Here is a 1,243-nt window from a genome sequence, read left to right as displayed (position 1 = left end):
GGTTTTTTCTTTCCCCTTTCCCCTTCCCCTTTTCCCCTTAACCGACAAGTATTGCTACAAGAATCATCCCTTGATTTACACACTCAAGGAGGGTGCTAGGGCTAAAGTTTTCGTAAGATCAGTAAGGAGAAAGCGATCGCAGAGGTTAAACATTTCTACCTCAGTCTGGGTATGTCGCATCAGCCGTAGGAAATGACCCTCAGTGTCAACACTCAGGGCAATGTAGTTGAGGAACATTTTGAGGTAGCCTACGCGCGATCGCACTGGCATAGTTGCCGCTGTGGGGGTTTGCCATAAACGATCGATATAGTTGCGTACCTCTACTAAAGGAACGGGCGTGATCGTCTCGAAGCGCAAAGCCTGCCGAATTTGATTAAAAAGCCAAGGATTCCCGATCGCCCAGCGTCCCACCATCACACCCGCCGCGCCCGTTTGAGAAAGCACTTCCACAGCTGTTGCCGCAGAGTCGATATTGCCATTGGCAAGCACTGGACAATGAACCCGTTTGACTGCTTCAGCAATCAAATTATATTTCACTGCCCCGTGGTACATATCTTTCACAGTGCGACCATGCAAACTCAGCAAATCAATGCTGTGGCGATTGATTATATCTAGAATTTTGTAAAAGTTATCTGTATTTTCAAAGCCTACACGCATCTTAACGGTCAAAGGTCGATCGTTCACAGCAGAACGCAGTTCTCCCAAAATCCGATCCACTTTTTCTGGTGAGAGCAACAATCCACCCCCAACATTTTTGCGATAGATTCTAGGTGCTGGACAGCCCATATTCAAGTCAACTCCAGCGATATTATAGTTGCAGAGTTCCTTTGCTGTTCTCACTAAATCTGGAATGCTTTCGCCAATCATTTGAGCAAAAACGGGGCGACCTGTGTCGTTTTCGGTGATTGCTGTCAAAATGCCACGATTGAGCCGTGAGGTATCATTCACGCGGAAATACTCGGTGAAAAAGTAGTCAGGACTGCCGTAGTGGGCAATCACCTTCATAAACCAGAGGTTTGTTACATCCTGCATTGGCGCAAGAGCCGTGAGGGGTAGGTCTGGATGCAACGATTGGGGGAGCGGCAATACCTGGGACATAGAGATGAAGAGGGTTCGACAAAGCATTACTCTATCAAAAAATAGTCACTTGTTAGGAACTGCGAACTTGAAGAAGGCAGGGGGCTAGTAGTAGGCTGTTGACTTTGTGCATTTTTCGGGAATTTTTGGGAAAATTATTCGTGTT

1 protein-coding gene is annotated in these 1,243 nt (G+C 46.8%); it reads right to left on the bottom strand.

The genetic code is table 11. The features are described from left to right. Positions 1–75 precede the first annotated feature (75 nt). Positions 76–1,098 carry a tRNA-dihydrouridine synthase family protein gene (locus tag ABF638_RS38010; protein WP_435027889.1) on the bottom strand — a complete coding sequence of 341 codons (1,023 nt, stop codon included), beginning with the start codon at positions 1,096–1,098 and terminating at the stop codon, positions 76–78. Positions 1,099–1,243: the final 145 nt, after the last annotated feature.

The organism is Nostoc sp. CALU 1950 (assembly GCF_051172895.1).
In the GTDB taxonomy this organism is placed as follows: Bacteria; Cyanobacteriota; Cyanobacteriia; order Cyanobacteriales; family Nostocaceae; genus Nostoc; species Nostoc edaphicum_A.
This window is presented reverse-complemented; position numbering and strand designations above follow the sequence as displayed.

Coding starts and splice junctions, on each gene's coding strand:
- ABF638_RS38010 (WP_435027889.1), bottom strand. CDS start 1,098: ATGTCCCAGGTATTGCCGCTCCCCCAATCGTTGCATCCAGACCTACCC.